This is a genomic window from Enterovibrio coralii (genome assembly GCF_001559595.1).
Classification (GTDB): domain Bacteria; phylum Pseudomonadota; class Gammaproteobacteria; order Enterobacterales; family Vibrionaceae; genus Enterovibrio; species Enterovibrio coralii.
This window is the reverse complement of record NZ_LNTY01000029.1, coordinates 21,917-47,962: the sequence shown is the minus strand read 5'-3', so window position 1 is coordinate 47,962 and position 26,046 is coordinate 21,917. Positions and strand designations below refer to the sequence as shown.

General features: G+C 48.0%; 20 protein-coding genes and 2 pseudogenes. 13 read left to right on the top strand and 9 right to left on the bottom strand.

The features are described 5' to 3' along the window. Window positions 1–41 precede the first annotated feature (41 nt). The 5 genes and pseudogenes from cydD to infA all read left to right on the top strand — a co-directional run bounded on the left by cydD (window position 42) and on the right by infA (window position 5,465). Complete coding sequence (gene cydD, locus ATN88_RS09005; RefSeq protein ID WP_083539450.1) at window positions 42–1,790, top strand: heme ABC transporter permease/ATP-binding protein CydD; 1,749 nt, start codon at window positions 42–44, stop codon at window positions 1,788–1,790. An 11-nt stretch (window positions 1,791–1,801) separates the two neighbouring features. Continuing rightward, a pseudogene (gene cydC / locus ATN88_RS09000) lies at window positions 1,802–3,522 on the top strand (heme ABC transporter ATP-binding protein/permease CydC). Between the two features lie 88 nt (window positions 3,523–3,610). Next, the gene (gene aat / locus ATN88_RS08995; RefSeq protein WP_067414424.1) at window positions 3,611–4,321 is read left to right on the top strand and encodes a leucyl/phenylalanyl-tRNA--protein transferase; all 711 of its coding nucleotides are present in this window, start codon (window positions 3,611–3,613) and stop codon (window positions 4,319–4,321) included. After that, entirely contained in the window at window positions 4,318–5,019 is a 702-nt protein-coding gene (locus tag ATN88_RS08990; protein WP_067414421.1) for an arginyltransferase, read from the top strand. The genes aat and ATN88_RS08990 overlap by 4 nt, the downstream gene beginning before the upstream one ends. Window positions 5,020–5,246: 227 nt before the next feature. Further along, on the top strand, window positions 5,247–5,465 hold the full coding sequence (gene infA, locus ATN88_RS08985; protein WP_016961517.1) for a translation initiation factor IF-1: 219 nt from the start codon (window positions 5,247–5,249) through the stop codon (window positions 5,463–5,465). Between the two features lie 66 nt (window positions 5,466–5,531). On the opposite strand, the gene clpA is transcribed toward infA, so the two are convergent. After that, window positions 5,532–7,793, bottom strand: a complete 2,262-nt coding sequence (clpA, locus tag ATN88_RS08980) for an ATP-dependent Clp protease ATP-binding subunit ClpA (RefSeq protein WP_067414416.1) — start codon at window positions 7,791–7,793, stop codon at window positions 5,532–5,534. A gap of 59 nt (window positions 7,794–7,852) precedes the next feature. Next, window positions 7,853–8,173, bottom strand: a complete 321-nt coding sequence (gene clpS / locus ATN88_RS08975) for an ATP-dependent Clp protease adapter ClpS (protein ID WP_067414413.1) — start codon at window positions 8,171–8,173, stop codon at window positions 7,853–7,855. Window positions 8,174–8,998: 825 nt separating this feature from the next. Here clpS and cspD point away from each other — a divergent pair. Further along, entirely contained in the window at window positions 8,999–9,220 is a 222-nt protein-coding gene (gene cspD, locus ATN88_RS08970; protein WP_002539152.1) for a cold shock domain-containing protein CspD, read from the top strand. Window positions 9,221–9,451: 231 nt separating this feature from the next. Here cspD and icd read toward each other — a convergent pair whose 3' ends face one another. Further along, window positions 9,452–10,699: an NADP-dependent isocitrate dehydrogenase gene (gene icd, locus ATN88_RS08965; RefSeq protein ID WP_067414408.1), complete on the bottom strand. Its 1,248-nt coding sequence runs from the start codon at window positions 10,697–10,699 to the stop codon at window positions 9,452–9,454. Between the two features lie 225 nt (window positions 10,700–10,924). Here icd and ATN88_RS08960 point away from each other — a divergent pair, with 225 nt between their 5' ends. The 7 genes and pseudogenes from ATN88_RS08960 to ATN88_RS08930 all read left to right on the top strand — a co-directional run bounded on the left by ATN88_RS08960 (window position 10,925) and on the right by ATN88_RS08930 (window position 18,459). Beyond that, the gene (locus ATN88_RS08960) at window positions 10,925–11,584 is read left to right on the top strand and encodes a pseudouridine synthase (RefSeq protein ID WP_067414405.1); all 660 of its coding nucleotides are present in this window, start codon (window positions 10,925–10,927) and stop codon (window positions 11,582–11,584) included. Window positions 11,585–11,677: 93 nt separating this feature from the next. After that, window positions 11,678–12,790: a tRNA 2-thiouridine(34) synthase MnmA gene (gene mnmA, locus ATN88_RS08955; protein ID WP_067414402.1), complete on the top strand. Its 1,113-nt coding sequence runs from the start codon at window positions 11,678–11,680 to the stop codon at window positions 12,788–12,790. 13 nt (window positions 12,791–12,803) lie between these two features. After that, on the top strand, window positions 12,804–13,424 hold the full coding sequence (gene hflD / locus ATN88_RS08950) for a high frequency lysogenization protein HflD (RefSeq protein ID WP_067414399.1): 621 nt from the start codon (window positions 12,804–12,806) through the stop codon (window positions 13,422–13,424). Between the two features lie 21 nt (window positions 13,425–13,445). Next, window positions 13,446–14,816: an adenylosuccinate lyase gene (purB, locus tag ATN88_RS08945; RefSeq protein WP_067414395.1), complete on the top strand. Its 1,371-nt coding sequence runs from the start codon at window positions 13,446–13,448 to the stop codon at window positions 14,814–14,816. A gap of 140 nt (window positions 14,817–14,956) precedes the next feature. After that, window positions 14,957–16,088: pseudogene (locus ATN88_RS08940) on the top strand (ribosomal protein uL16 3-hydroxylase). Between the two features lie 200 nt (window positions 16,089–16,288). Next, window positions 16,289–17,353 (top strand): permease, encoded by a 1,065-nt coding sequence (locus ATN88_RS08935; protein ID WP_067414639.1) that lies wholly within the window; start codon window positions 16,289–16,291, stop codon window positions 17,351–17,353. Between the two features lie 170 nt (window positions 17,354–17,523). Next, window positions 17,524–18,459, top strand: a complete 936-nt coding sequence (locus ATN88_RS08930) for a permease (protein ID WP_067414392.1) — start codon at window positions 17,524–17,526, stop codon at window positions 18,457–18,459. A 57-nt stretch (window positions 18,460–18,516) separates the two neighbouring features. Here the strand turns inward: ATN88_RS08930 and oppF are convergent, their stop codons facing one another. From oppF to ATN88_RS26080, 6 genes are all read right to left on the bottom strand, one after another. Then, window positions 18,517–19,512, bottom strand: coding sequence for a murein tripeptide/oligopeptide ABC transporter ATP binding protein OppF (gene oppF, locus ATN88_RS08925; RefSeq protein ID WP_067414389.1), 996 nt, complete (start codon window positions 19,510–19,512; stop codon window positions 18,517–18,519). Then, complete coding sequence (gene oppD, locus ATN88_RS08920) at window positions 19,512–20,477, bottom strand: ABC transporter ATP-binding protein (RefSeq protein WP_067414386.1); 966 nt, start codon at window positions 20,475–20,477, stop codon at window positions 19,512–19,514. The genes oppF and oppD overlap by 1 nt, the downstream gene beginning before the upstream one ends. Before the next feature lie 9 nt (window positions 20,478–20,486). Then, window positions 20,487–21,401 carry an oligopeptide ABC transporter permease OppC gene (gene oppC / locus ATN88_RS08915; RefSeq protein ID WP_067414383.1) on the bottom strand — a complete coding sequence of 305 codons (915 nt, stop codon included), beginning with the start codon at window positions 21,399–21,401 and terminating at the stop codon, window positions 20,487–20,489. Window positions 21,402–21,411: 10 nt separating this feature from the next. After that, the gene (oppB, locus tag ATN88_RS08910; protein ID WP_067414380.1) at window positions 21,412–22,332 is read right to left on the bottom strand and encodes an oligopeptide ABC transporter permease OppB; all 921 of its coding nucleotides are present in this window, start codon (window positions 22,330–22,332) and stop codon (window positions 21,412–21,414) included. A 312-nt stretch (window positions 22,333–22,644) separates the two neighbouring features. Beyond that, window positions 22,645–24,285 (bottom strand): ABC transporter substrate-binding protein, encoded by a 1,641-nt coding sequence (locus ATN88_RS08905; RefSeq protein ID WP_067414376.1) that lies wholly within the window; start codon window positions 24,283–24,285, stop codon window positions 22,645–22,647. Between the two features lie 714 nt (window positions 24,286–24,999). Beyond that, the gene (locus tag ATN88_RS26080; RefSeq protein ID WP_198158353.1) at window positions 25,000–25,158 is read right to left on the bottom strand and encodes a hypothetical protein; all 159 of its coding nucleotides are present in this window, start codon (window positions 25,156–25,158) and stop codon (window positions 25,000–25,002) included. Window positions 25,159–26,046: the final 888 nt, after the last annotated feature.

Here is a 26,046-nt window from a genome sequence, read left to right as displayed (position 1 = left end):
GTTATTCCACGTACTGAGAACAAAAAATACCAAGAAGTATTATGGATAAAAAGAAACAGCGCGCACTCGCCCAATGGTTAAAAGGGCAAAGCAAGCTTGGGAAAACCTGGCTGATGGCAGCCGTTGGTCTCGCCTTTGCGTCTGGACTACTGCTCTTAGCTCAGGCCGCTTTACTCGCTCATATTCTTCACGAACTTATCGTCGTCAAAGCTGACAAACACGAACTTTGGTTCTCCTTCGTCGCACTCGCGATTGTTGTGCTTATCCGTGCCGTTTGTAGCTGGGGCAAAGAGCAAGCGGGTTATCGCGTTGGCGAAACGGTTCGCACCCATGTTCGTCAGCTCATCATGGACAAGCTTCATGCACTTGGCCCAGCAACCATTCAAGGTAAACCTGCGGGCACTTGGGCCAGTCTGTTATTGGAACAAGTCGAAGAGATGCAGGACTTCTTCGCGCGATATCTGCCTCAAATGGCCATCGCCGTATTGATCCCTTTCATCATTCTTGTTGCTGTCTTTCCGCTTAACTGGGCAGCCGGTTTGATTTTCCTGCTTACTGCCCCACTCGTTCCTTTCTTCATGGCACTTGTAGGCATGGGCGCAGCAGATGCTAACCGCCGAAACTTTAAGGCACTACAGCGTCTTTCCGGTCACTTCTATGACCGACTCAGAGGCTTGCCGACCATTCGTTTGTTCGACCAAGCAGATGCGGAAGCTAAGCATCTAAAAGTCGCTTCCGAAGATTTTCGCAAACGCACGATGGAAGTACTGAGACTGGCGTTTCTCTCTTCTGCGGTGCTTGAATTCTTTACCGCCATTTCTATTGCGATTACGGCGGTTTACTTTGGGTTTGCTTACATTGGTGAGCTGAACTTCGGTCACTACGGCACACAAATCACGCTGTTTATTGGTTTGTTTGTACTGGTCCTTGCACCCGAGTTCTATCAGCCATTGCGCGATTTAGGTTCGTTCTACCATGCCAAGGCTCAGGCTATCGGTGCGGCAGAATCTATCGTGAACTTCTTGGATTCAACGCCAGAACACCAAAGTGAAGGCTCTCAGAAAATCGACGCGGATGCGGTGACCATCAAGGCGGAAAACCTTGAAGTGCTTAGTCCAGACGGTGCCGTGTTGGCGGGCCCTCTGACCTTCACTATCGATGCTGGAAAGAAAGTTGCCCTTGTCGGTCAAAGCGGTGCGGGCAAGACCAGCCTCATCAATGCACTGCTCGGCTTCTTACCGTATCGCGGCAGTTTGCAAATGAACGGTGTTGAGCTTAAAAACGCAGATCTTAGCCATTGGCGCAAACAAATCAGCTGGGTTGGCCAAAACCCACAACTTTTCCACGGCACAGTACGAGACAACATCGCACTCTCGGCGCCAATGGTCACGGACGAAGATATCGAACACGTCGCGAAAGCAGCGTACGCCGATGAATTCATTCAACGTCTTGAGAAAGGCTACCAGCATCCTGTTGGCGACCGCGCTTCTGGACTTTCAGTCGGACAGGCGCAGCGTCTGGCAGTTGCTCGTGCCTTGTTGCAAAACGGCCACTTCTGGCTGCTGGATGAACCGACAGCCAGCTTAGATGCATCAAGTGAGCGTCTGGTTATGTCAAGCCTTGAGCATGCCACCAAAGATACGACGTGTCTGCTGGTGAGCCATCGCATTGATCAGCTCGGTACCAGCGATTTAATCCTCGTCATGGACAAAGGAAAACTGGTGCAAGAAGGCACATTCGAGTCACTCAAACATCAGGCATTTTTGCGAAATGATTCAATCAGTAGATAGGAGTGACCTCGATGCGTGATCTCATTCCGTTTCTGAAACTTTATAAAAAGCATTGGTTCGGGCTGACGCTTGGCATGCTGCTGGCTTTTGCAACCCTCGCGTCTGCCATTGGCCTTCTGGCTCTGTCTGGCTGGTTTATTGCGGCTTCTGCATGGCAGGTTTGTTAGCAATCGCTAACTTCAACTATATGCTGCCAGGGGCAGGCGTACGCGGTCTTTCCATGGCGCGCACTGCTGGCCGATGGGGTGAGCGTGTTGTGAGCCACAATGCCACGTTTAAGCTGCTTGCTGACCTGCGTATCTTCTTCTTTGAGAAACTGACACCGCTTATTCCGGGTAAAGTCGGTAACCTTCGCGACGCCGACGTCCTTAACCGACTGGTGGCAGACGTTGACGCGATGGACCACGTGTACCTTCGTCTTCTGAGTCCGTTGGTTGTTGGCACACTGTGTATTCTCAGTGTCAGTGGTTTCCTTTACTGGTTTGAGCCTGAATTGGGCCTCACCCTTGGTGCCATTCTGTTTGGATTGATGCTGCTGTTGCCGATAGCGTTTTATCGCTTGGGACGTCCACACGGACAAGAAATCACGCAGGCAAAATCTGCACTACGGATTTCTTTGCTGGACTGGCTGCAAGGCCACGCAGAACTGCAAATCTTTGGCGCGTCTGACAGATACCGCGACCGAGCCAAACAAGAAGAGCAGCGTCTTCTGACTGCGCAGCGCGAAATGGCAGGCATCACAGGTCTTGCAAATGGTGTGCTGCTAGCGGCCAACGGCTTAACCCTAGTCTTGATGCTTTGGCTGGCAGCGGACGGTGTGGGTGGTAACTACCCTGACCCATTGATTGCATTGGTTGCTTTCGCCACCATGGCAAGCTTCGAAATCATGATGCCAGTAGCAGGCGCATTCCAATACCTTAGCCAAACCATCACGTCGGCCAAGCGTTTAAACGAAATTATTGAAGCAACACCAGAAACGCAGTTTGACCCTATGGGTTATAACAACACCGCGAAAGGCAAAGTCACCTTCGATAACGTGAGCTTTACTTACCACGACGCTGAGCAACGCGCAGTAGAGAATGTCTCTCTGACCATTGAAGCTGGCCAAAAGGTTGCGTTGTTGGGTCGTACGGGTTGCGGTAAATCAACCCTGCTGCAATTGCTGACACGCTCTTGGGATCCATCAGAAGGCAGGATTGAGATTGACGACGTGCCGCTGACCACGTGGCGTGAGTCTGCGCTTCGCACGTCAATCGCAGTAGTCAGCCAACGCGTTGATATTTTCAACGGCGCATTACGTAACAACCTGACCATGGCGAAACCCAACGCCACTGATGATGAATTGCTGTCTGTGCTGGAAAGTGTTGGCTTGTCAGCATTGCTTGATGGACCAGGCTTAGATACTTGGCTTGGCGACGGCGGGCGTCAGTTGTCAGGCGGCGAACGTCGTCGTCTGGGTATTGCACGCGCCTTACTGCGCGACGCTCCCATTCTGCTGTTGGACGAACCGACAGAAGGCTTGGATGTGAAGACAGAAAAACACATCCTGAATCTGCTGCTAGAACATGCGAAAGACAAGACGGTACTCTTCATTACCCATCGTCTTGTTGGGCTCGGTGAGATGGACGAAATCTGTTTGATGGATGAAGGCCGAATTATCGAAAAAGGCACGCATGACACGCTAAAAGCCGCAGGTGGTCGTTACGCAAACTTGCTGCAACGTATTCAGTAGCCTCATGAACTGCGTATACTAAAGGGAGCATTCGCTCCCTTTTTTCTATTTGGCAGCAAGCAATTTTAGTTAAGGACAAACAGCTTCGATGACGATCTATTTACCGCCATTAGATGACAACCATCCTGACGTCTTTCCTCCTGTCACCTCGGCACTGGACGATCCTGATGGGCTACTTGCGATCGGCGGCGATCTTTCTCCCGATAGATTAAAAGCCGCTTACGAAAACGGCATTTTCCCTTGGTTTGGTGAGGAAGACCCTTACCTCTGGTGGTCGCCATCAGAGCGCGCCATCATCAACCCTTTGACCTACACGCCAAGTAAGAGCCTTAAAAAGTTCGTTCGCAAAAACGGCTACCGTGTTTCGATTAATCAAGGCTTTGATCAGGTCATCCAGCAGTGCGCGCTTATCCGTGGCGAAGACCAAGTGTGGATCACCGAAGAGATGCGAGAAGCGTATCGCCAACTGCACCGTTTAGGCCACGCACACAGTGTGGAAGTTTGGCGAGAAGACACCTTGATAGGTGGGCTTTATGGCGTGAATGTCGGCGGATTGTTTTGCGGCGAATCTATGTTCTCACTCGAAACCAATGCCTCCAAAACCGCGCTTTGGCATTTTTGCGAACATTTCAGCAAACACGGCGGCCAGTTAATTGATTGCCAAATGATGACTGAACATTTGGCATCACTCGGTGCCTATCCCATGACAAGAAACGATTACATCGTCGAAGTTGAACGTCTAAGGCAAATTTACATCGACACCTCTGTGTATCGCTCACAGTGGATTTCTCAACCATGAACAGCCAAACATTTCGAGTAGGTGTCATGCCTCCCTCTTCTTGCAGCTATTTACCCGAGCAAGAAGAAACGATCGCTGTCGTGCTTGAGCCGGACCTTCACAGCGTGACGGGATACGGTTGGCTCATTCAATCGGGTTTTCGTCGTAGTGGAAATACGATTTACCGCCCCCACTGTCTCGCGTGTACTGCGTGTCAGTCACTGCGCGTCGATACCGCTGGCTTTACGCCGAGCAAAAGCCAGAAACGGCAAATCAAACAACTCAACCGTCTTCGCATTGAACTCAAAACAGAATTGGACGATGGCTGGTTTGATTTGTACGACCGCTACATTACAGCCAGACACCAAAACGGTTCAATGTTCCCCGCGAACAAAGATGACTTTCAGTCCTTTGTCGGCAGTGCATGGCAACGAACCTACTACGTCCATATCTATGAAGAACAAACGCTTATCGCGATTGCGGTGACCGATGTCGTTTCAAATGGCTTTTCCGCCATTTACAGCTTTTTTGACCCAGACCACCCTTGGTCTCTGGGGTCACTTTGCGTCCTCGCGCAACTCGAGCTTGCCAAGCAAAACAAGGTGCCTTGGTTATATCTTGGGTTCCAAATCGATGCCTGTCAGGCGATGAACTACAAAGTGAAGTACCGCCCTCACCAACGTTTTGTTGCTGGCACTTGGCAAAGTGCGGAGGAATAACCTCTCCACCACATTGTAAATCCGCCCTTTCTGTTTTCGTGGAGTAGCTCTCGTTATGGTGGATTTAACGCATTAAGATTTAGGCTAAATCTTAATCTAACGCTTATTTTTACTGGTCAGTACGAATACAAAGGGGTAAAATTCCGCCCCTAAACTTTACAGACTTAACGAATCAAGGCATTATCTGCCGGTCAAAATTTGGCTGATAGATAGCCCAAGAGGATTAAATGGCAAAAGAAGACGTAATTGAATTGCAAGGTACCGTTCTGGACACCCTGCCAAACACCATGTTCCGCGTAGAACTGGAGAACGGCCACGTAGTGACTGCACACATCTCTGGTAAGATGCGTAAAAACTACATCCGTATCCTGACTGGTGACAAAGTTACCGTTGAGATGACTCCTTACGACTTGTCGAAAGGTCGCATCATCTTCCGCGCGCGCTAATCCTCACGTCTCGCGAATACAAAAAACCCGGCCAATGCCGGGTTTTGTCGTATTTGTACGTTGAGATTATGCAGGTTCCATCTCGTCGCTGAAGCTGAAGGTAAGCTTGTCGTTTTTCACGCCAACTTTTACCGTGCCGCCATTGACCAGACAGCCGAACAACAACTCGTTCGCCAGATTTTTCTTCACATGATCCTGCATTACGCGCGCCATTGGACGTGCGCCCATTGACTTGTCATAGCCTTTCTCTGACAGCCACAGCTTCGCTTTGTCCGTGACTTCCAAAGACACGCCGCGTGCATCAAGCTGCGCTTGCAGTTCCACAATGAACTTGTCGACAACCTGAAGGATGATGCTCTGATCCAAATGGTTGAACCAAATGATGTTATCAAGACGGTTACGGAACTCTGGCGAGAACACTTTCTTGATTTCAGACATCGCGTCATGGCTGTGGTCTTGTTGGATAAGACCAATCGACTTACGCACGGTTTCAGTCACACCAGCATTGGTCGTCATCACCAGAATCACGTTGCGGAAGTCCGCTTTGCGGCCGTTGTTATCTGTCAGCGTACCGTTGTCCATCACTTGCAGCAGCAGGTTGAAGACATCTGGGTGTGCTTTCTCGATTTCGTCCAACAGCACCACACAGTGCGGATGCTTGATCACTGCGTCTGTCAACAGACCGCCCTGATCGTAACCTACGTAACCTGGAGGCGCGCCAATCAGGCGGCTTACCGTGTGGCGCTCCATGTACTCCGACATGTCAAAGCGTTGCAGTTCAATGCCCATCGCACGAGCCAACTGTACGGTGACTTCGGTTTTACCGACACCCGTTGGACCAGCAAACAGGAATGAACCCACTGGCTTATTCTCTGCCCCCAAGCCTGCACGGCTTAGCTTAATGGCTTCGCACAGTGCACTGATTGCATCGTCTTGACCGAACACCAACATCTTGAGTTTCGACTCAAGCGATTGCAGCACGTCACGGTCAGTCGAAGAGACAGACTTCTCTGGGATACGCGCCATCTTGGCAATCATGGCCTCGATGTCACCTACGCCGACAGTTTTCTTACGCTTGCTTGCTGGAGCCAGACGACAACGCGCACCAGCTTCATCAATCACGTCGATGGCTTTATCAGGCAAATGACGCTCGTTGATGTATTTCGCAGAAAGCTCAACCGCCGCACGAATCGCTTTATTGGTGTAACGTACTTCGTGGTGGGCTTCGTATTTCGGCTTCAGACCCATCAGGATCTTGGTCGTGTCATCCAAAGATGGTTCTACAACGTCGATTTTCTGGAAGCGACGAGCCAGCGCACGCTCTTTCTCAAAGATGCTGCTGTACTCTTGGTAGGTAGTAGAGCCGATACAACGAAGCTTACCGCTCGACAGCAGAGGCTTGATGAGGTTTGCGGCATCTACTTGACCACCAGACGCTGCACCCGCACCGATGATGGTGTGGATTTCATCAATGAATAGTACCGCATGGTCTTCTTTCTCAAGCTGCTTCAGAATGCTCTTGAAGCGTTTTTCAAAGTCACCACGGTATTTGGTACCTGCCAGCAGAGAACCAATGTCCAATGAGTAGATAACGCAGTCTTGGATGATATCTGGTACCTGACCTTCAACGATGCGCCAAGCAAGGCCTTCCGCAATCGCTGTTTTACCTACGCCAGCTTCACCCACCAGCAGCGGGTTGTTCTTACGACGACGGCACAGTACCTGAATAGTACGCTCTAGTTCTTTGTCACGGCCAATCAGCGGGTCGATACCGCCCACTCGCGCCAACTGGTTCAGGTTGGTCGCAAAGTTCTCCAGACGCTCTTCTCCGCCTTCTACAGCGGCTTCTTCTGAAGACATGTCCGAACCTGGCAGTTCTTCGTCAGAGCTAGAGGACTTGGTGGTGCCGTGAGAGATGTAATTAACCACGTCCAGACGGCTGATATCGTTTTTCTTGAGTAGGTAAGCCGCGTGAGATTCTTGTTCGCTGAAAATAGCGACCAGGACGTTTGCACCGCTCACTTCACTGCGACCGGAGGATTGAACGTGGAAAACAGCACGCTGCAACACACGCTGGAAGCTTAGCGTTGGTTGTGTTTCGCGGTTGTCGTCGTCAACAGGAATGAGTGGGGTTGTTTGTTCAATAAAAGCTTCTAGCTCTTTACGAAGAGCGTCGAGGTCCGCGCGGCAGGCCAGCAAAGCCTCTCGGGCTGCCACATTTTCTAGAAGCGCCAATAGCAGATGTTCTACCGTCATAAACTCATGACGTTTTTCTCGTGCTCTTGCGAAAGCCCCGTTGAGGCTGGCTTCGAGTTCTTTATTTAGCATAAGGCACCTCCCTTAAAACCACATTTTGGTGTGCCGGAGAGAAAAACAGAATCTCCTGCTTAAGCTTTCTCCATCGTGCACAATAGTGGGTGTTGATGTTCTTTCGCGTACATCATTACTTGTGCGACCTTCATTTCAGCAACTTCCGCCGTGAAAACGCCGCATATTGCTTTGCCTTCATAGTGGACCGTTAACATCAGTTGCGTTGCCTTCTCCAAATCCATGGAAAAGAACCGCTGTAACACCTCTACAACAAACTCCATGGGGGTGTAATCGTCATTATTCAAGAGTACTTTGTATAACGACGGCGGTTTTACTTTGGTTTCTTCCGCCTCTTTGACATCAGAGTCAGGAACTATCCACTCGTACATTTTGCTCATAACTGTTTACAATACTTAAGGTAGCGCATCTGCTCTTTACGAAACAACTATTTATGTTGTTGTTTTGTGGACTTGAACATCACACACAAAAAACGCTACCACTCCTTAAAACGTAATTCACAGATTGTATTCCAGCAACCGTGACAATGCTACGTTGATACCCTTCCGACGTTCAGACTTTTAGCGCAACAGCCCAAATTCAGTTCGTGAATGTGCGTTTGAACGCCATACCCGACTATCTGCATGTGCATTTCGATGAACTTCCCAGCCAATCACCTGATCAATGTCAAATAATTCAGACACCAAATCAGCCTGTTTATTCAGACATTCAAATCATCATGTGTCTCGAAAAGGAAAAACTTAATTCACCGTGCAAAAGACAAGAGATATATTATTCACAAAAGTAATGTATTGATTTTGGTGTATTAACAAAATAATTCAGTAGTCGGGACTATTTCCCTTACTTACTTATCTATCAGTAAATTATCAGCCCACGCTCCTGTTTAATTACTGATACTGAGATTTTGACTAATCGACAAAAAAGTAGATAGCCCAGTAATTACAATCTCTTACTCCAGATTCATGTGGATAATTTATGAAACAATTTGTCACAAAGTGATACCCACATCATCCTTCTCGCATAACTTAGGTTATTTTTATTAAAATGTTGTTATATGGCCACTCATGGGCTTGACTGCCTAAATCTTTCTACTAGAGTGTGAATTGAAGTAAAAACATACAGTTTAATAATCATTCTATGTGCATACGTAGGCTGTCTGTTTTGCTTGATAGTTATGCAATTTAAATGCAAGAGGGATGTTTCGCATGGCAACTGGTACAGTCAAATGGTTTAACAACGCTAAGGGCTTCGGGTTTATTTGCCCAGACGAAGGTGACGGAGATATCTTCGCTCACTACTCAACGATTCAAATGGACGGTTACCGCACACTGAAAGCAGGTCAGACCGTGAACTATGAAGTGCAGGAAGGTCCAAAGGGCTACCATGCAAGCCAAATTGTTCCAGTAGAAAACGAAGCCCTAAAATAATAGCGTTGCTAGATTAATTTTTTTCGCTGCCGGAAGGTCGACAATCAGAAGAGCGGACATAGAGTTCGCTCTTTTTGTTTGTGTGCGAAATGGCTTCTGTGCCTGTGAGCACTTCACCCACGCACTTTAGGTGACACCTGCGATACGCGGCAGAGAAGACCACGTAATTATCATGAACACACAAACAAAAAGGCCCGGCTTGATAGCCGGGCCTTTTTCAATGAGGTCAGATTACATCTGTTCAATCATGTCTTGTGCGAACTCAGAACACTTACGCAGTGTTGCGCCGTCCATCAGACGCTCAAAGTCATAGGTCACAGTCTTGTTGCTGATCGCTTTTTCCATTGAGCTGATGATGAGGTCAGCCGCTTCGGTCCAACCAAGGTGACGCAGCATCATTTCTGCAGACAGGATCAGTGAACCTGGGTTTACTTTGTCCTGACCCGCGTACTTAGGTGCCGTACCGTGTGTCGCTTCGAACAGCGCAATACCATCACCGATGTTTGCACCCGGTGCGATACCGATACCACCAACTTGTGCCGCAAGTGCATCGGAAACATAGTCACCGTTCAAGTTCATGGTTGCGATTACATCGTACTCTGCTGGACGTAGCAGGATTTGCTGCAAGAATGCGTCAGCGATAACGTCTTTGATGATGATCTCTTTACCCGTGTTAGGGTTTTTCAGCGTCATCCAAGGACCGCCGTCTAGCAGCTCTGCACCAAACTCTTCTTTTGCTACTTCATAGCCCCAATCTTTGAAGGCACCTTCGGTGAACTTCATGATGTTGCCTTTGTGAACCAGCGTCATTGACTCACGATCGTTGTCGATGGTGTATTGGATTGCTGCACGAACAAGGCGTTTTGTACCCTGCTCTGAAACTGGCTTAATACCGATACCACATTCCTCATCGAAACGGATTTTCGTTGCGCCCATTTCTTCTTTCAGGAATTTGATAACTTTATCTGCTTCTGCAGTGCCCGCTTTGAATTCAACACCTGCGTAGATATCTTCTGAGTTTTCACGGTAGATAACCATGTCAGTCAGTTCAGGTTGTTTCAGTGGGCTTGGCACGCCTTCGAAGTAACGAACAGGGCGCGCACAGATGTAGAGGTCAAGCTCTTGACGTAGTGCTACGTTCAGTGAGCGAATACCACCGCCTACTGGCGTGGTCAGAGGGCCTTTGATTGCGACTTTGTAATCACGAATAAAATCCAGTGTTTCTGCTGGCAGCCATTGGTCTTCACCATAGACTTGCGTTGACTTCTCACCGGTGTAGATTTCCATCCAGGAGATCTTACGGTCACCGCCGTAAGCTTTTTCAACTGCCGCATCCACAACCTTGATCATTGCAGGGCTAACATCAACACCGATGCCATCACCTTCAATGTAAGGGATGATTGGATTGTTAGGAACGACCAGTTTGCCGTTTTCTACTGCAATTTTCTCACCGGCCGGTACGACTACTTTACTTTCCATTTAATTCTCCTAGCGTCCATTTCTTATTTTGCGCTTCATCAAACAGAACAATTCTCTGTCACGCTGCGACACAAATAACACTTCGTTGTAGCACGTCAGGTAATTGTTCTGTTTGAGATAACATGCGGGCAAAAGAATACTTTAAATCCCGCAACACGCCAATCACATTATTCCATGTATAATACCAAGGTCTCATTTGTTACCAGACCCGATTGACACGAATTCATGACGTTTAAAACTGCCCCAAAAAGAAGTACTAACAAGACAGCTTCAAAACCGAATTTTCGACGAACTTCACGTCGACGCACGGATAAACCCGCCCGTCCTAAAGGGCCTACCAAGGTTATTCTATTCAACAAACCTTTCAACACCCTGACACAGTTCACAGGTGAGCCAGGTGACTCCACATTAGCGGACTTTATTCCCGTAAAAGATGTGTATCCAGCAGGTCGATTGGACAAAGACAGCGAAGGTCTCTTGGTATTGACCAACGATGGCATTTTGCAAGCCCGTCTGACTCAACCGCAATCGAAGTCAGCCAAGATCTATTGGGTGCAAGTTGAAGGCATTCCAAGCGAGGAAGCCCTGACCAAATTGCGTGACGGTGTCGAACTCAATGACGGTTGGACACTGCCTGCCGGTGCAGAAGTGATGGAAGCACCGGAAGTGTGGGATCGCAACCCGCCTATCCGCCATCGTCCGAGCGTGCCGACCACGTGGATTGCAATTACGCTGATGGAAGGCAGAAACCGCCAAGTTCGCCGTATGACAGCGGCTGTCGGTCACCCAACATTGCGCCTAATTCGTCACAAAATGGCGGATTGGACGGTAGAAGGATTACAGCCGGGTGAATGGCGAGAAGTGCCAGCACCAGAGCGTCGTTGAAACAAACAGTTTGTGACTTACATCTCATCTGTATCAGCGTAAATCTTTCTGTTAAACTCTGCCCCCGATTCATTTGGAACTAGATATTTCGTCATGTCAGATAACAGCAGCAAAAAAGTTATTGTCGGTATGTCCGGCGGCGTCGACTCCTCAGTGTCCGCTTACCTACTGAAGCAACAAGGCTATCAGGTAGAAGGCCTTTTCATGAAAAACTGGGAAGAAGATGATAACAACGAGTACTGTTCGGCAGCGGAAGATCTGGCCGATGCACAGGCCGTTTGTGACAAGTTGGGCATCCACTTGCACACCATCAACTTCGCCGCGGAGTACTGGGACAACGTCTTCGAGCACTTCCTGACCGAGTACAAGGCAGGTCGTACGCCGAACCCGGACATCCTGTGCAACAAAGAAATTAAATTCAAAGCATTCCTTGAGTTTGCGGATGAAGTATTGGACGCAGACTACATTGCGATGGGTCACTACGTGCGTCGTACCTTCCCTACTCAGGAAGGCGAAAAAGCGCAAATGTTGCGCGGCCTTGATAGCAACAAAGATCAGAGCTACTTCCTGTACACCCTGAGCCACGAGCAAGTTGCACGCAGCCTGTTCCCAGTTGGCGATCTGGAAAAACCAGAAGTACGCCGTATTGCTGAAGAGCAAGATCTGATTACGGCTAAGAAGAAAGACTCGACCGGTATTTGTTTTATCGGTGAGCGTAAATTCACTGACTTCCTGTCAAAGTACCTGCCAGCACAACCTGGTGTGATTGAGACAGTAGACGGCGATGCGATTGGCGAACACCAAGGTTTGATGTACCACACGCTGGGTCAGCGTAAAGGTCTTCTTATTGGTGGTCAAAAAGGTGGCAACGGCAACGAAGCACCTTGGTATGTTGTCGACAAAGACGTTGAACGCAATGTACTGATCGTCGCGCAAGGTAGTGATCACCCTCGCCTTTTCTCGAACGGCTTGGTTGCAGGCCAACTGCACTGGGTAGATCGTGAAACAATTACCGAACCATTGAAGTGCACCGTAAAAACGCGATACCGCCAGACCGACATATCATGTACCATCGAGCCAATTGATGGAGACCACATCAAAGTGATCTTTGATGAACCGCAAGCAGCGGTTACCCCTGGTCAATCTGCGGTATTTTACAGCGGTGATGTTTGCCTAGGTGGCGGCATCATCGAGCAGCGTATTTAAGGAGCAATAATCAGTGGCTAATACTTTGTTTGATCGTACTATCGCATTCGCAAGTATCTGTCAGTCCGTCAAATTGGTACAGGACGTTGCCCGTTCAGGAAGCTGTGACTATGACGCACTAAGCGCAAGCCTGAACAGTATTATCGTCACTAACCCTGCTTCTACACTGGAGGTTTTCGGCAATGAAGAAAACCTCACAGTGGGTTTGAATACCCTTATTAATGAGTTAGATAACAGTCCGGGTGGCAGTGAGCTTACCCGTTATCTGATCAACCTTCTGGCGCTGGAGCGCAAGCTTTCTGGTCGTCGTGATAGCCTTGCTCAGCTTGGCGATCGCATTGAGACCGTCCAGCGCCAAATCCAACACTTTGACCTGCTTGATGATCAAATGATCAGCAACCTCGCCAGCATTTATCTGGATACCATCAGCCCATTGGGCCCTCGTATTCAGGTCACTGGTACACCTGCGCAGTTGCAACAGACTGGCGTTCAGCACAAGGTTCGTGCGCTTCTGCTGTCTGGCATTCGCAGTGCTGTGCTTTGGCGCCAAGTTGGCGGCAAACGTCGTCACCTTATCTTCGGCCGCAAGCAAATGATTGAGCAGGCCAAAATTATCCTAGCCCGAAATTCGTAATATTAATTCAGGAGAGAGCCCATGGAACTGTCAGCACTGACAGCTGTTTCACCGGTTGATGGCCGTTACGGGACGAAAACGATTGCGTTGCGTTCTATCTTCAGTGAGTTTGGTCTACTGAAGTACCGCACTATCGTAGAAATCCGTTGGCTGCAGAAACTGGCTGCAACAGATGCCATCAAGGAAGTACCGGCATTCAGCGCAGAAGCCAATGCACTGCTCGACAAAATCGCCGCAGAGTTCAGCGAAGCTGATGCAATGCGTATCAAAGAGATCGAGCGCACTACCAACCACGACGTGAAAGCGGTTGAGTACTTCCTGAAAGAAAAAGTGGCTGACAATGCAGAACTGAACGCGGTAAACGAGTTCATTCACTTTGCATGTACTTCTGAAGACATCAACAACACGTCACACGCGCTGATGCTAAAAGAAGCACGTGAAGACGTTATCCTACCAGAAATTCGCAACGTGATTGATGCGATCAAAAAGCTGGCAGTGGAATACCGCGAAGTACCACTTCTGTCTCGTACCCACGGCCAACCTGCTTCTCCTTCTACTATGGGTAAAGAGATGGCAAACGTGGCGTACCGTATGGAGCGTCAGTACAAGCAAATCGAAAACGTTGAGATTCTGGCGAAAATCAATGGTGCGGTAGGTAACTACAACGCACACATCTCTGCTTACCCAGATGTTGATTGGCACAAGTTCAGCGAAGAGTTCATCACTGAATCTCTGGGCGTTACTTGGAACCCTTACACCACGCAAATCGAACCACACGATTACATCGCTGAATTGTTCGATGCGATTGCACGTTTCAACACCATTCTGATCGACTTCGACCGTGACGTTTGGGGTTACATCGCGCTGGGTCACTTCAAGCAAAAAACCATTGCTGGCGAAATCGGTTCTTCAACCATGCCACACAAAGTGAACCCAATCGACTTCGAAAACTCTGAAGGTAACCTGGGTCTGGCAAACGCCATGTTTACTCACCTGGCGCAAAAACTTCCAATCTCTCGCTGGCAGCGCGACCTGACGGATTCAACCGTACTGCGTAACCTGGGTGTGGGCGTTGGCTATGCAATCATTGCATACACCTCAACACTGAAAGGCATCAGCAAGCTGGAAGTGAACCAAGCAGCACTGGAAGCAGAGCTAGACAAAAACTGGGAAGTACTGGCTGAGCCTGTACAAACCGTTATGCGTCGTTACGGTATCGAGAAGCCATACGAGAAGCTGAAAGAGCTGACCCGTGGTAAACGTGTTGACGGTGAAGGCATGCGCGCATTCATCGACGGTCTGGATCTGCCAGAACATGAGAAAGCACGTCTGAAAGAAATGACACCAGCAAACTACATCGGTGATGCAGTGAAGCTGACTGACCTGCTGTAAGCACGTCGTTCCTTCTTTCAAAAAGCCCGTTTCGACGGGCTTTTTTATTGCCTGTTTACCGCCCTTTCTCGTCGAAAACTGCCTATCTCCGCCGTTTGCGGTTATACTCACCCCCAATTTCAAGTAACCGCGTTACCCCTATGTATCAGTTAAATTTCGATCTGGACGAGTTCCTAACTCGCTTCTGGCACAAAGAGCCTGTCGTGATCAAAAACGGCTTTGTTGATTTTGAAGACCCAATCAGCCTGATGAAGTTGCAGGTCTGGCGATGGAAGAAGAAATCGACTCTCGCTTTGTTTCAAACGTGGATGGCGACTGGCAAGTACAGCACGGTCCCTTCGAGAGCTTTGAAACCTTCCCAGACACACACTCTCAGCTTATCGTTCAAGCGGCTAACCACTGGCACCCGGGACTGCGCGCATTCGCAGAACCCTTCCGTGGTCTGCCAAATTGGCTGTTTGATGATGTGATGATTTGCCTTTCAATGCCAGAAGGTGGCGTGGGTCCACACATCGACCAGTACGACGTGTTTATCTGTCAGGGTATGGGTAAGCGTCGCTGGCGTGTCGGTGACAAAGGCGAATATAAAGATGCCAACCACCACACAGGTCTGCGTCAGATTGAAGGCTTCGACCCTATCATTGATGAGATTCTAGAGCCGGGTGATATTCTTTACATCCCGCCAGGTTTCCCACATGAAGGGAATACCATCGACGTGTCTCTGAGCTACTCGATTGGCTACCGCTCACCGAAGAAGCAAGAGCTACTGAACGGTTACGCAGACTACATCATTGCGAACGACAAAGGCGACGTTCACTACTACAACCCTGAGCTTCAAACCCGTGACCATCACGCATGATCCCGAAAGCGGAATACAATGCCCTGAATGATATGCTGATGAAGCTTATCAACGATGAAGATGCAAAAGCGCGTTGGATGGGTGAGCAATTGAGCACCTCTCGCCACGAGCTAGACATTATGCCAGCTGATCCACCATGGCAATCTGACGAGCTGCAACAATTCTTGGCAGACGGCTTATTCCTTGAAAAAGTGTCAGGTATGAAAGCGCTCTACCACGAGAACAACCCAGGCGTTGTTTTCATTAATGGTGAGACCATCGACCTGCCAGAAGGCTGCGAGACATTCGGTAAAGTGCTGTGTGATTTCGAAGACTTCTCTATTGACGAGTTGGGTCCACTGGCCAATAACCCGGCTGTTTTAGCTCTGCTGCTCGATCTTTGCAACCAAGGTTTGTGGTACCCGCAAGCATAACCGTTGCCCAGATGCACCTTCTCGTGTCACTGACATAAAATTTTCACTAAAAAGCCTTCTTCAAAGAAGGCTTTTTTATCAATGGGATATATCTATCTCGCACATTAATTTCCAATTTTCTGGAAATGTGGTATTGACGGCAACCTCGTTCATCTTTATATTTCGATAAAAATCGAAATGAAGTTTTCTAGAGGTTTATGATGTCACCAGAGTTCATCACCATGTTAAAAGAAGCGGCGAACATGTTTGCCTTTCTCGCAGTCGAGCTGACTATCCTGTTTCTTGCTATTAGCTACCTTGTGGGCATTCTGCAGGAGTACATTACACCAGCAAAAATTCAGTCCATTTTGAGTTCAAGAAACGGCAAAGGCTATTTCGTTGCAGCACTGCTTGGCTCTATCACGCCGTTTTGCTCGTGTTCAACTATCCCATTTTTGAAGGGATTGCTGCGTGCCCGAGCTGGCTTTGGCCCAATGATGGTGTTCTTGTTCGCCAGCCCACTGCTTAACCCAGTCATCATCGGTTTGTTCGTCGTGACCTTTGGTGTCGATGTGGCGGTGTTCTACTTCGCGATTGCCATGTCTGTTTCTGTCATCAGCGGTTATGCACTTGAAAAGTTGGGTTTCGAGAAATACGTGCGTAAAGAGGCGTATGAAACCACAGAGTCTTCGTCTGGTTGCGGCACCTCGTGTGGCGAAAAAGCAGAGAAAGTGGAAAAGACATCTTGCTGCGATGAAAAACCAGCACCCGTCACATCATGCTGTGATGCGAAACCTGAGCCAGTGTCTTGCTGTGCAACCGCAGACGTCGAGGTGAACGCAAATGGTCAAGCAACCATGACAGTAAAAGAAGAAAGCCGTTGGGTACGCGTATGGCGTTCAACGTGGAAAGACTTTAAACAGGTACTGCCTTACTTGTTACTGGGTATCTCTGTGGGTTCATTCATCTATGGATTTATCCCAACAGACTTGATTGCGAAATACGCTGGCAACGCGACCTGGTATGCCATCCCAGTCGCCGCGATTATCGGTATTCCACTGTACATTCGCGCTGAAGCCGTTATTCCACTGAGTGCCGCGCTAGTGAAAAAAGGCATGGCCATGGGTTCGGTGATGGCGTTGATTATCGGCAGTGCAGGGGCAAGTTTGACGGAAGTGATTTTGCTGAAGTCACTGTTTAAAAACCAAATGATTGCAGCGTTCCTCACCGTCATTCTAGGCATGGCGATCGCCGCAGGATTCCTTTACACCTATCTGTTCGGCTAATGCCCAACAGATGTGAAAACAAAGGCAGGGATGTCCCTGCCTTTGGCTACGCCTCAACAATCTAGCAACGAGGCAAACTTAATGTTTCGATATTACCAGTAAATTAGATTAAAGGTCACCGAGAGTCGTGACTGATCACCCATCAACAGACTGTTCTCTGGAGGTTAAGGATGTCACCAGAATTCATTATCATGCTAAAAGACGCCGCAGACATGTTTACCGTCCTTGCGGTGGAGCTCACCATTCTCTTTCTTTCTATCAGCTATTTGGTTGGCGTATTACAGGAATACATTACACCAGCAAAAATCCAATCCATTTTGAGTTCGCGCAATGGTAAGGGCTACGTCATTGCTGCGCTATTGGGTTCCATTACGCCATTTTGCTCGTGCTCAACCATCCCGTTTTTGAAAGGTCTTCTTCGCGCCCGAGCAGGTTTTGGCCCAATGATGGTGTTCCTGTTTGCAAGCCCACTGCTAAACCCTGTCGTGATTGGGCTGTTTGTTGTGACGTTTGGTCTTGATGTTGCCGTGTTCTACTTCTCTGTGGCCATGACTGTGTCTATCGCAAGCGGATATACACTGGAATACTTTGGTTTTGATAAATACGTGCGCGAAGAGGCATTTGAAACACCAAATGCATCCAACTGCAACAAAGACAAAGGCTGTGATTCTGATGCTACGCCGGAGAAAAAGGACAACCGTTGGTTACGTGTGTGGCACTCAACGTGGAAAGATTTTAAACAGGTGCTTCCTTATCTCGTGCTCAGTATTACGCTCGGCTCAGTGATTTACGGTTTTGTTCCAACAGAATTGATCGCGGAATACGCGGGTGCAGACAAATGGTACGCCATCCCAATCGCAGCGGTGATCGGTATTCCTTTGTACATTCGAGCTTCTGCCGTCATCCCGATGAGTGCCGCATTGGTGCAAAAAGGCATGGCGATGGGGTCGGTCATGGCATTGATTATCGGTAGTGCTGGGGCAAGCCTGACCGAGGTGATTTTGCTGAAATCTCTGTTTAAGAATCAGATGATCGCAGCGTTCCTTGTCGTCGTGCTCGGTATGGCCGTATCGGCGGGGTTCCTGTACGGCTACCTCTTTGGCTAAGGGAAACGACAGATAAGTTGGAAAAAGAAAAGGCAGGGTCTCCCCTGCCTTTCTTCTTTATAAAAAGACCTGTGTACAAGAAACGGCGTGGTGATCCGTTCCTTTCAAGCGCGGTTTTTCCTCCGCACAGGATGCGGTTGCCTGCGGACAACGCGTGCGGAACACACACCCCGATGGCGGATTCATTGGCGATGGCAATTCTCCTTCCAAAAGCTGAATCGTCTTTGAACGTTCAAGCTTAGGATCAGGGATAGGAACGGCTGACATCAACGCCTTGGTATAAGGGTGTTTCGGGTTGTCGAACAGTGCTTTACCTTCTGCCAGTTCCACCGCATTACCCAAATACATCACCAACACACGGTCAGAAATGTGCTTAACAACTGACAAGTCGTGGGCGATGAAAATCAAGCTAAGGCCCATTTCTTTCTGAAGCTCTTTCAGAAGATTTACCACCTGCGCTTGGATTGACACGTCCAATGCAGACACGGGTTCATCACAAATCACCAGCTTAGGTTTTAGGATCAGCGCACGAGCAATACCGATACGCTGACACTGACCACCCGAGAATTCATGCGGATAGCGGTTGATCACGTTTGGCAGCAAACCCACACGATTCATCATCAACTGCACTTCTTGCTTCACTTCTTCCTTAGACAATTCTGGATAGAAGGTTTTAAGAGGCTCAGCAATGATGTCACCGACCGTCATACGCGGGTTCAACGACGCAAGCGGGTCTTGGAAAATCATTTGGATTTCTTTGCGTTTTTCACGCATCGACTTCGCATCCAATGTCGTCAGGTCGTTACCTAGCCACACCACATTGCCTTCAGTCGCTTCAACCAAACCAATGACAGCGCGCGCAAACGTGGATTTACCACAACCAGACTCACCCACCACACCCAGTGTTTCGCCTTCATACAGACGGATGTTTACGCCATCAACGGCTTTCAGCACGCCAGGCTTTGCCCACGGCCATGCTGACTTTGATGCGATGTTGAAGTGAACTTTTAAGTCTTTGATATCCAGCAGAAGCTTCTTTTCTACAGCACTCATTACCAAGCCTCCACATTAGAAAAACATGCACGCAAACGGCCATTTTCATATGGCGTCAAAATTGGCGATTCACTCTTACAGCGGTCTGAAACGCGGTGACAACGATCTTGATACGGACAGCCCGGTGGCAATTTCAGCAAGTTTGGCGGGTTACCCGGAATGGTCGGCAACACTTCCCCTTCCGTATCCAGACGCGGGATAGCCTTGAGCAAGCCTTCCGTGTATGGGTGGCTTGGCGTGTAGAAGATTTCATCTACCTTGCCGTATTCCATGGTGCGACCAGCGTACATGACCAGCACCTTGTCACACGAACCTGCTACCACACCCAAGTCGTGCGTTATCATGATGATTGCTGTATTAAATTCCGATTTCAGCTCGTTCAGCAGCTCCATGATCTGGGCTTGAACCGTCACATCAAGTGCCGTTGTTGGCTCATCGGCAATCAAGAGTTTTGGTCTGCAAAGCAGTGCCATCGCAATCATCACACGCTGTCGCATACCACCCGAAAACTCATGCGGGTACATGGTAATACGCTTACGCGCTTCTGGAATTTTTACCGCTTCTAGCATGCGCACAGATTCTTCAAATGCCTGTGCTTTACCCATGCCTTTGTGCAGCATCAAGACTTCCATCAACTGATCGCTGACTTTCATAAATGGGTTTAGCGACGTCATCGGATCTTGGAAGATCATCGCAATCTGCTCAGCGCGGATTTTGTTTAGTTCTTTTTCCGGCAGATTGAGGATTTCACGTCCTTCAAATTTGGCACTGCCTGACACAATGCCGTTTTTCGCCAGAAGACCCATGATGGAAAACACGGTCTGGCTTTTACCTGAACCTGACTCGCCAACAATACCCAGTGTTTCACCACTGTTCAGTGAGAAGTTCAGATCATTTACTGCGGTGACTAACCCGTCTTGGGTTTTAAACTCAACGCGTAGATCGTTCACATCTAATAGGCTCATACTTCCTCCTTATCGATCCTTCGGATCCAGCGCATCACGCAATCCATCGCCCACATAGTTGAAGCACAGCAATGTGGTCACCATAAACAAGGTTGGGAAAGCCAACTGCCAAATAGCCAGTTCCATTGTCTGAGAGCCTTCTTGCAGCAAAGCTCCCCAGCTCGTCATTGGCTCTTGTACACCAAGGCCAAGGAAGCTTAGGAAAGACTCAATCAAAATCATGCTTGGGATAAGAAGCGTTGAGTAAACCGCCACAATACCCAAGACGTTCGGCACAATATGACGAAGAATAATGTTCTTCGTGCTTACGCCACTCACGTGCGCCGCTTCGATAAACTCTTTGTTACGAAGGCTCAGTGTTTGGCCTCGAACGATACGTGCCATATCCAGCCAAGCAATGGCCCCTATCGCGACAAAGATCAGCGCAATGTTTCGACCAAAGAAGGTCACCAATACGATAACCAAGAACATGAATGGGATGGCGTTCAGAATTTCCAGAATACGCATCATCACACGGTCAGTTCGGCCGCCAATGTAGCCAGATGTCGCACCATAGACAGTACCGATAGCCACCGCCACCAGCGCGCCCATTAGACCTACCATCAAAGAAATCTGACCGCCAATCAGGGTACGTACATACAAATCACGACCTAACGCATCGGTGCCAAAGACATGGCCCTCTTCGCCGAATGACGGTGCAGCATGCATTGCGTACCAATCGGTATCATCAAATGCATAGGTTGCAAACATAGGCCCAATGATGACCCAAGCGGTAATACAGATCAGGATAAACAGACTGGTCATCGCCGCTTTGTTGCGCATGAAACGGATACGCGCATCTTGCCAAAGGCTTCGGCCCTCAACCTCTAACTGGGCGGAGAAATTGTCGAGAGCTTCGTTATTTTCTTCTCTTTTCAATAGCATAATTCAAACCTCAATAACGAATCTTCGGATCCAGCCACGCCAACAAGATGTCAACGATAGCGTTGAAGATGATGAACAGTGCACCAATCAAAATGGTGACGCCCATGACCAGCGAGTAATCGCGGTTAAATGCGGCGTTGACAAACAACTTACCGATACCTGGCAAACCAAAGATGGTTTCGATTACAACAGAGCCCGTGATAATGCCGACGAACGCTGGGCCCATGTAGGAAACAACTGGCAGCATGGCAGGACGCAGTGCGTGCTTGATAACGATGTAACGCATGCTCAAGCCTTTCGCTTTGGCGGTACGGATAAAGTTACTGTTCAGGGTTTCAATCATGCTTCCGCGAGTGATACGCGCAAACGTTGCGATATAAAGGAATGACATCGCCACGATCGGCAAAATCATGTATTCAATAGCACCGCCATTCCAGCCACCCGCAGGCAGCCAGCCTAGGCCAATAGAGAAGATGTAGATAAGAACGGGGGCGAGTACGAACGAGGGCAATACGACCCCAAACATGGAGGTCGACATGACCAAATAGTCGAGCCAACTGTTTTGCCGCAGCGCGGCCACCGTACCTATGGTCACACCCAAGATGACGGTGAGGATAAAGGCGTAAAAACCCACTTTTGCTGATACGGGCAGCGCAGCACCAACCAATTCATTGACTGTGTAGTCTTTGTATTTAAACGACGGACCAAAGTCGCCTTGAAGAACATTGCCTAAATAGGTCGTGTACTGTTCGAATAATGGTTTATCCAGACCGTATTTCGCATTGATGTTCTGCATTACCTCTGGCGGCAATGGCTTTTCGGATGAAAAAGGGTTTCCTGGGGCAAATCGCATCAAGAAAAATGAAATCGTAATCAACACCAACAAGGTTGGTATTGCTTCCAGTGTACGAGTAAAAATTAATCTAAACATAAAGCATCCTACTTATACGCAAACCACTTCCAGGTGCGAGCTTCAGCGAAGGTGTTTGGTGTCAGTCAAGGTGCGGGATTGGAGGTTTGCTTGGCAAAGCGGAAAAGCGAACGGGGCTTTCCCAACAGGAGTGATTACTACGTCCATTTCGGCATTAAATAGCATCGAAATGGCAATCCATTCCTTCTCCTATCATCCGTGCTTTGAACATCTGACTACCACTCTGAATCCAACATCTTGAAGTTGTTTGAGTATATGTTCCTGAAACATGCGCTTGCGGCAATGCCACAAGCGCATGGAAATTCCCTGTAATTATTGTGCTTTGATGTACATATCTTTCGAGTAGATATTATCTTGCGGGTTTTTGTCAGGGTAGCCACCTACATCCGTTGCAACCAAGCGTGGCTGAACGTATTGGAAGATAGGTGCGATAGGCATGTCTTTCGCCAGTTGTGCTTCAGCAATTGCGTAGTAGCCGTTGCGCTCTTCGTCAGTTTTCGCCACTTTCGCTGCATCATGCATCGCTTTGTCGAAAATCTCACTTGAGTATTTCTGGTCGTTGTTACCGTTGTTGGTCATGGCAATTGCCAAGAAAGAAGACGCTTCATTGTAGTCCGCACACCAGCCGGCACGACGCACATCAAAGTTGCCCTGCTTACTGTTGTCCAGATACGTTTTCCATTCTTGGTTCTCAAGCGTTACGTTCACGTAACCGCCCAGAGACTTCTTCCACATTGACTGGATAGCAACAGCCGTTTTCTTGTGGTTTTCACTGGTGTTGTACAGTAGCGTGAAATCCAGTGGGTTGCCCGGACCAAAGCCCGCATCCGCTAGCATTTCTTTCGCTTTTGCTACACGTTCTTTTTGCGACAGTTTCGCGTACTCAGGCGCATCTGGAGAGAAACCCGTGATACCACTGTGCGTTAGTGCGTAAGCTGGTGTCTGACCCTGACCCCAGATCGCATTTGAAACGATATCGCGGTCGATAGAGTAAGACAGTGCGTTACGAACGCGCGCATCATCAAACGGGGCTTTTTGCGTGTTGAAACCGTAGTAGTAAGTACACAAGTTCGGCGAAACAACCACGTTTTCTGGGTATTGCTTCTTCAAACGACGGAACTGTTCGTTTGGCACTTCATACGTGATGTCGATTTCACCAGACAGGAAGCGGTTCATTTCCGCATTCTGGTTCTCGATTGGCAGGAAGGTTACTTTTTCGATAACCGTCTTGTCGTTATCCCAGTAGTTTTCGTTACGCTCTAGAACGATTTTTTCGTTCACGATCCAGTCAGACAGCTTGAAGGCACCATTGCTGACGAAGTTGCCAGGCTTGGTCCATGCATCACCGTGTTTTTCGACCGTTGCTTTGTGCACCGGGTACATGGTGGTGTGCGCCATCATTTTCACGAAATATGGTAGAGGTACTTCGGTCTCTACAACCAGCGTATGATCATCCACAGCCTTGACGCCAAGCTCATCGACAGACTTCTTCGCTGAGATAATCTCTTTTGCGCCCTTCATTTGGGTTTTTTCGATATACCACGCGTAAGGAGATGCCGTCGCTGGATCAACCGCGCGCTTGAAGCTGTATTCGAAGTCTTGTGCGGTGACAGGGTCGCCGTTAGACCACTTCGCGTCTTTGCGGATTTTAAAGGTGAAGGTTTGGTTGTCGTCGGTAGACCAAGACTCGGCAATACCTGGGATCGTGTTACCCGCTGCGTCCTGAATAACCAGGCCTTCCATCAGGTCACGAAGAACGTGAGACTCAGGCACGCCCTCTACTTTGTGAGGATCCAATGTTGCCACTTCAGTACCGTTGCCGCGCACCAGTTCTTGTACTGGTGCCAACTTAGTGCCAGCAGGTACTTCTGCCGCAATGGCAGTCATCGAAGCGGAAGCCACCGCCATACCAGCACCCATTAACAGTGCCTGAGTGATTTTGTTCTTATACATGCAGATACTCCAAATTATCTTTTAAATGCATCCATGGCACTCTCCGATCACAGAATGATGTTGCTTTCCTAAGCAGTCATCTCTTCTGAAAAAATGTTTCACTACGGAGAATTATTTGGAACATTACCAATCCTCAAAGCAATTTGCCACAAAACGGAAATAAAAAGTCACAAATATCCAACTTAATGAGACATTGCAGTATTTATATCTATTTGATGGGAAATAATTAGATTTTTCATTCCAAAGATAGGGATTTAAAAGTCAATTATCGCAGAATATGTCATTAGTGATTAATATGTGAGCATTATTTGCTGTTAATTAAGAAAATAGTTTATAAACATTTTGCAAAATCGTGGATCACTAAATATTAACATCCTGCATCCGAAGTGGATTTGCATAAGCGTGCACGGCTTGGATTCGGCATTGAATTACGATTCAGCTCACATTATAAACAGACATTGATACACTAACCTTTTAGGTACACCTCCGTAACTATCAGTAATAAAAAGCAAATTATCGAGCACACGTGTCCGACGGCATAAAAACCGTAAAGCATTCAATACACTTGTCGTTTGAATTATTTCACTGAATTAGTGCGTAGAGTTGCAAGTAATGAAGAGAGCGGTGCGAGGGTGTTTATTCGAAAAACTATGCATTTGTAAGCATAAAAACAAAATCGGCCAGAGAGTACTCTAGCCGAAATCAGTCACAAAATTACTTTTGCTGGTCTTCAAGAGGCAAGCCCGCATCTTGGGATGGCTTGCTTTCTTTTCCTTCAACCAGCGCGTCATCGTTACTTTTTTGGAAATCATCTGGAAGCACTTCTTGCAGCATTTGCTTCATTTTTTTATTGCTAATACGTCTATGTCCCATCTTCATCCTCCTGATAGACAGTAAATTCGAAGGCACAGAATACTCGCTTGCGACTCCTGTAAATGTGACTACACAATTCGACGTTCATGCAAGGGCACAATTGTTCGGTAGGTAATTGGCAGTAGCACATAGGGTGAGTCTTTTGAGTCTAGCAAAGCACACTGTCGAGCATGGTCCACATTTGACACAATGCGAACATGCCCACATATCCGATGAAACAGTGATGAGTCCTCAAAAGTTACAGGGTTTTAATAACCTGTTGTTATAAAAAAAATCTTGGTTAGATTATCTTATTAAGAATCACAAAAATGATTCATTTTCAATTGAGATAAGTTCAATTTTTGCGCAGTATATCTCTTGTGCCGATGTAACGAAGTAGCAAAGCAGTGTCACGCCGCCGCGGACAAAGGCGCAAAAATCCCAAATTTACAAAAACCAATAAATTGAGACGATCATAGAAAATGAGACCTGCAGGTTCCGTATCCAGACCTCTGTGCTCACGAGTCCGACACGGCTTTATTCCCAATGCCGGGAAGAAACACCACCAGGCAAACGAAGAAAAAGCAAAAGGTTAACGTTGAAACACAGTCTATTAGATTAAGTGCCTCTCGGCATCGAGAGGCCACTTTTTTTCTACCGAAAATCACCAATCGCCTTCTGAAAATTTTGGATCACATACTTAATTCTAGAATCGTAATATCTATTGAAATTGTGAAGCATTGTTCAAAAATCAACCGCAATGTAACGCAGTTGTTAACTTTATTCTTCTCTCACTTCAAATTCCAAAGCACAATATTTTGCTTAAATTCCAATTCACTACAAATATCTAGAGAGAGTTAACGCAGATTGACTCACATTCACGCGATGAATAGATAATTCGCGATTTAA